This is a genomic window from Rhodoferax sp. (assembly GCF_014859475.1).
GTDB lineage: Bacteria > Pseudomonadota > Gammaproteobacteria > Burkholderiales > Burkholderiaceae_C > Rhodoferax.
This window is the reverse complement of the sequence record NZ_JACUUE010000173.1, coordinates 1-5,242: the sequence shown is the minus strand read 5'-3', so window position 1 is coordinate 5,242 and position 5,242 is coordinate 1. Positions and strand designations below refer to the sequence as shown.

The 5,242-nt window shown below is 59.6% G+C and carries 5 protein-coding genes; all 5 read right to left on the bottom strand.

Features of this window, described 5'->3' with window-relative positions:
* Positions 1-61: 61 nt before the first annotated feature.
* Genes IBX54_RS12175 through IBX54_RS12155 form a run of 5 tightly spaced genes read right to left on the bottom strand, consistent with a single transcriptional unit; the run spans position 62 to position 4,963 of the window.
* On the bottom strand, positions 62-220 hold the full coding sequence (locus tag IBX54_RS12175) for a hypothetical protein (protein ID WP_296542921.1): 159 nt from the start codon (positions 218-220) through the stop codon (positions 62-64).
* Positions 221-252: 32 nt separating this feature from the next.
* A complete protein-coding gene (locus IBX54_RS12170) occupies positions 253-1,587 on the bottom strand; it encodes an amidase (protein ID WP_296542920.1) in 1,335 nt (444 codons plus the stop codon).
* Positions 1,588-1,591: 4 nt separating this feature from the next.
* On the bottom strand, positions 1,592-3,160 hold the full coding sequence (locus IBX54_RS12165) for a TRAP transporter large permease subunit (protein ID WP_296542919.1): 1,569 nt from the start codon (positions 3,158-3,160) through the stop codon (positions 1,592-1,594).
* Positions 3,157-3,738, bottom strand: a complete 582-nt coding sequence (locus IBX54_RS12160) for a TRAP transporter small permease subunit (protein ID WP_296542918.1) — start codon at positions 3,736-3,738, stop codon at positions 3,157-3,159. Before IBX54_RS12160 ends, IBX54_RS12165 begins: the two co-directional genes overlap by 4 nt.
* A gap of 58 nt (positions 3,739-3,796) precedes the next feature.
* Positions 3,797-4,963 (bottom strand): TRAP transporter substrate-binding protein, encoded by a 1,167-nt coding sequence (locus IBX54_RS12155; RefSeq protein WP_296542917.1) that lies wholly within the window; start codon positions 4,961-4,963, stop codon positions 3,797-3,799.
* Positions 4,964-5,242: the final 279 nt, after the last annotated feature.

Here is a 5,242-nt window from a genome sequence, read left to right as displayed (position 1 = left end):
AACGGGTTTTCAAAAAACAAAAAGGGCACCTGCGTGCCCCGGGTCATTTGCCAAATGCTGCTCACTTGTCATCAAGCGGATTCATGAAATCATAAATGGGCAGGGCCAGGCCGCCCAGCAGCAGGATGGCCAGGTCCCATTGCTTGAGCTTCCAGATCACCGGCAGAAAAAACAGCGCCAGCAGCACGATGGCGAGGATGTTGAAGATGCGTTTGTTCATGGTTTGCTTTTCCTTTTTCAGGCTGAATCAACTTATCCGAGCCGCTTGACCAGCCAGCGCGCAGTGCGCAGCAGGCGGGCGTCGTTGCGCAAGCCGCCCACCAGTTGCACACCCAGCGGCAAGCCAGCTTCGGTTTGCAGCAGCGGCAATGACAAGCAGGGCAAACCGGCAAAGGTCCACAGCGTGCTCATCACCGGGTCACCGGTACTGGCCAGCCCGACCGGTGCGGCACCGAGCGTGGCCGGGGTCAGGATGGCGTCGAAGTGATCAAAAAATTCCTCAAAACCGGCGGCGGCCACCTGCATGCGCTCGAGCGCGGCCAGGTAGTCGGCGGCCAGCAGTTGTGCGCCGCGCGCCAGCATGTCGAGTATGGGCGCGCTGGCCTGTTGGGCGTTGTCTGCCACCAGGCGTTGCAGGCTGGCGTGCATTTCGGCTTCCATGATGGTCTTGTGCCACGCCAACGCATTGGCGACCGACTGGGGCAGCTCGACCTCGACCATGCAGTCTTTGAGCTCGTCGGCCAGCGCCTCGAAGGCCTCGCGCGCGCCCGGGTCCACCCGATCCCACATGGGCGTTTTGACGAACATGAACTTGGGCGGCAGTGGCGGCTCCTCATTGCAGATGGACGCCAACTGCATCGGGAACACCAGCTGCCCGCTGGCCAACTGGTGACCGCCGACCAGCACCTCGGCCACCGCGGCGGCATCTGGCACCGAGCGCGCAAACACGCCCACCTGGTCAAGCGACGGCGCGCCCTTGAGGATGCCGCCGTTGAAAATCAGGCCACGCGACGGCTTGAAACCCACGACGCCGCAAAACGACGCCGGCCGAATCACCGAGCCGTTGGTCTGCGTGCCAATGGCGGCAGGCACCAAACCTGCAGCCACCGCTGCCGCTGAGCCGCTCGACGAGCCGCCCGGCGTGTGGCCCGGGGCGCGGGGGTTTTCAGTGACCGTGGGCTGCATGTAGGCCAGTTCGGTGCAGCGCGACTTGGCCCAGACCAGGGCACCGGCCTGACGCAGCTTGTGCACCAGAAAGGCGTCGACACTGGGCGTGCGGCCACTGGCCGGGGCGTAGCCCCATTCGGTGGGGTAGTCGCAGGTGTCGATGTTGTCCTTGAGGGCAATCGGCACACCAAACAGCGCTGGCAAGGGCGCGCCCGACTGACGCAGGCCGTCGAGCCGCTCGGTTTGCAGGGCCACAATATTGGCATCGTGGTGGGCGAACGCCTTGACTGTGGGCTCCTGCGTGCGGCTGAATTCGAGCATGGCGGCCACATAGTCGAGCAATGGCAAACTGCCCTGCCTGAAGTGCCCAACCAGCTCGGTGACACCTTGCTCGTGGGCCTGTTTTTGTGTATCGGTCATGGCTTTACTCTGCTTTCTTCTCGGGGCTGCCGCTGCCGCCGGAAAAAAACGACGGGTCAATGACCGCATCGGCTTCCGGCTTTGCCGCATCAGTGGGAACATCTGCCGGGCTGGCTGCCGGTGCGCCATCGTCTGACCTGGTTTCGTCGGCACCGCCGCCCATCAAAAACGCCGGGTCCATGGACTCGCGGTCCAACGGGCCATCGTCAACGGGCGCTTCAGACTGTGACGGACTGTTGTACATCAGGTCGGGCAGCCAGTTCACCAGGCGCGGCTGAATATACAGCAGCGCCAGCGTCATCAGCACCATGCCGAGGAACGGGAAACAGCCCTTGAAAATGGTCCAGAGCTGCACATGCGGCGGTGCCACCCCCTTCAGGTAATAGGCCGACATGGCCATTGGTGGCGTCAAGAACGAGGTCTGCAGGTTCACCGCGATCAAAATGCCGAACAGGATGGGGTCCACGTTGAAGTGCTCCAGCAGCGGCAGGAAGATGGGCACGAAAATGATGATGATCTCGCTCCACTCCAGCGGCCAGCCCAGAACAAAGATGATGAGCTGCGTCAAGATCAAAAACTGCCAGGTGTTGAGGTCCATCGACAGCATGAACTCCTTGATGACGCTTTCGCCCCCCAGGTAGGAAAACACGCTGGAAAAGGTCCAGGAGCCGACAAACAGGTAGCACACCATGGCCGTTGTTTTGGCCGTCAAAAACACGGCTTCGCGCAGCCGCACCCAGGAAAACGCGCGGTACACCACGGCCAGCACAAGGCCGCCGGCGGCCCCCATGGCAGCCGCTTCGCTGGGCGTGGCCAAACCAAACAAAATAGAGCCCAGCACCGTCAGAATCAGCAGCGCCAACGGCAAAAACGCGGTGGTCAACATGTAGGTGCCTTGCCAAAAACCGATTTGGTCCAAGTCTTTGGGTTTGGGCGCCAGCGACGGGTTGATGATGACGCGCCCCAGCACATACACCAGGTACATGCCCGCCAGCACCATGCCCGGGATCATGGCCGCCGCATAGAGCTTGACCACCGAAATCCCGGCGGTGGCGGCATACACGATCAGCATGATCGACGGCGGAATCAGGATGCCCAGCGTGCCACCTGCTGTGATCACACCGGTGGCGAGTTTCTCGTCGTACCCGGCTTTCAGCATCGACGGCAGCGCCAGCAAGCCCATCAGCGTCACCACCGCACCGACAATGCCGGTGGCGGTGGCAAACATGGCGCAGGTGATCAGCGCAGCCACCGCCATCGAGCCCGGCACGTGGCGCAGGGCCACCTGCAGACTCAGGAACAGTTTGTCCAGAATATTCGCACGCTCGATGATGTAGCCCATGAACAAAAACAGCGGGATCGAGATCAGCACATCGTTGTTCATGATGCTGAAGGTGTTCTGGGTGAACAGGTAAAAGATGTTGTTGTCCAGAAAACTTTGCTCGGGCTGGTAGTAGGCGTAAAAGCCAAACAGAATACCCATGCCCATCAGCGTGAAGGCAATCGGGAACCCCAGAAAAATGCAAACAATAAACAGGCCCAGCATCAGCAGGGCAATCGCCGGATCGCTCATGCAGCACCGCCTTCTTTGTGACCAAATTGTTTTTGCAGCGCTACTTCGAGCTCGACCACGTCCTCTTCACGGCTCATCCAGGCGTTGTCGCGGATGGCAATCACGCAACGGCACATTTCAGCCAGGCCCTGCAAGAACAAAGCCACGCCGACCACAAAGATGACGGACTTCAATTGCCAGATCGGCACGCCCACCGGGCTGTTGACGCTGGCCTCCTGGATGTGGCCCGACTTGAGGGCATAGAAGAAACCCGAAAACACCAGCGCCAGCACACCGGGCATGTAAAAAATGAAGTACAGCGCCAGGTCCACCTTGGCCTGGGTGGCAGGGCTCCACTTGCGGTAAATGAAATCGCCGCGCACATGCGCGCCTTTGGACAAGGTGTAGGGGCCGGCCATCAAAAACAGCGTGCCATACAGGATGTAGCTCATGTCAAAGGCCCAGTCAGTGGGGTCGTTGAGCACATAACGCCGAAACACCTCATAACAGGTGCCGCCAGTCAAGACCAGCACGGTCCAGGCAAACCCGTGACCCAGGGCTTCTGAGAGCCTGTCAATGCTGCGAATAAATTTTTCCATACGAGCTCACAAAAAAATCGCCGCCACAAGGGCGGCGATTTGTTTACCAAATCGAGACTTAGACCGGCAACTTGGTCTTGAACACGTGCTCAAAAGCCGACTTGAAATCGGCTTCATTGTAGAAGCCGTAGTAGGCCACGCGACGTGCCCAGTCTTTTTGCGACTGCCAGACTTTCTTGAAGAAGGGGTCTTCGGCTTCGAGCCTGGCCACTACCACGTCCCACGCCTTGATTTGCGCCTGAAAAATGGCCTTGGGGGTGCGCGACACCTTGACCTTGTCCTTGACGATCAGTTGCTGCAGGTCGCGCGAGTAGTTGTCTTGCGCGCTCCAGGTGTTGGCCGACGAGGTGGCCTCGGCGGCGTATTCCAGAATGGCTTTGAGGTCTGGTGGCAGCGCGTCGTACTTGGTCTTGTTGAAGATGATTTCAAAAAACTCCATGGCCTGATGGTAGGAGCCCATGGCATAGTACTTGGCCACGTCCTGCGAACCAAAACGGCGGTCGGAGGTGGGGTTGTTGAACTCGAACGCGTCAATCACGCCGCGTTCCATGGCCGGCACAATCTCGCCGCCGGGCAACTGCGTGACTTTCATGCCCAGTTCCTGCATCAGGTCGGCAGCCAAACCCACTGTGCGGTACTTGAAGCCTTTGAGCTCGGCAGCGGTTTTGGGCGGTGTGTTTTTGAACCAGCCCAGTGGCTGGGTTGGCATCGGGAAAGCAAAAAAGCCCTTCACGTTGTTGCCCAGTTTCTTTTGCAGCTCGTCATAAAAAGCCATGCCGCCGCCGCGCTGAATCCAGCCCAGCGCCTGCTCGGCGTTGGCGCCGGTGATGGGGCCCGAACCAAACAGCGAAGCCACCTTGGACTTGCCATACCAATACACCGCCACCTGGTGGCCGGCGTCGAGCACGCCCTTGCTCACGGCGTCGGTAACCTCGAAAGCCTTGACCACGGCACCAGCGGTGAGGTATTCGATGCGCAGGCGCCCGCCCGACATCTCGTTGACGCGCTTGACGTAGTCTTCGGCCATTTCGTTAAAAATGTCCTTGGCACCCCAAGCGCCCTGCATTTTCAGGACGATGGTGGAGGGTTTGACGGCCACGGCCGGCGCTTGCGCCCGCACCGCCACCACAGGGGCAGCAGCCGCTGCAGCGGCGACAAAAAATTTACGCCGCGTTGCGCCTGCCGGGGCGGCCGCGGGGGAGGCAGTGGTGTCATGCACAGTCATGTTGTTTCCTTTACTTGGGTTCTGATGAACATTGATCCGTCGAAGTAGATTAGCGGACTCTTGTAAGGTACCCTGAAGTCCCGGTGTGAACAAACAGGGTTAACCCTGAAAATGTCGCCAAGGTGTCAGCACTTGTTGCAGCAACAATCATGACCTTTTAACGTGAAAGAACAGCGTCATTGCGAACGAAGTGACGCAATCCATGACTTCCGAAGACATGGATCGCCACGCTGCGCTCGCGATGACGGTACGCTTTCATCATTTGGGGTGTCGCTCTAA

What these genes read in the sequence shown, in the direction of transcription:
- IBX54_RS12155 (WP_296542917.1), bottom strand. Translation starts at nt 4,963, where the DNA reads ATGACTGTGCATGACACCACTGCCTCCCCCGCGGCCGCCCCGGCAGGC.
- IBX54_RS12165 (WP_296542919.1), bottom strand. Translation starts at nt 3,160, where the DNA reads ATGAGCGATCCGGCGATTGCCCTGCTGATGCTGGGCCTGTTTATTGTT.
- IBX54_RS12170 (WP_296542920.1), bottom strand. Translation starts at nt 1,587, where the DNA reads ATGACCGATACACAAAAACAGGCCCACGAGCAAGGTGTCACCGAGCTG.
- IBX54_RS12160 (WP_296542918.1), bottom strand. Translation starts at nt 3,738, where the DNA reads ATGGAAAAATTTATTCGCAGCATTGACAGGCTCTCAGAAGCCCTGGGT.
- IBX54_RS12175 (WP_296542921.1), bottom strand. Translation starts at nt 220, where the DNA reads ATGAACAAACGCATCTTCAACATCCTCGCCATCGTGCTGCTGGCGCTG.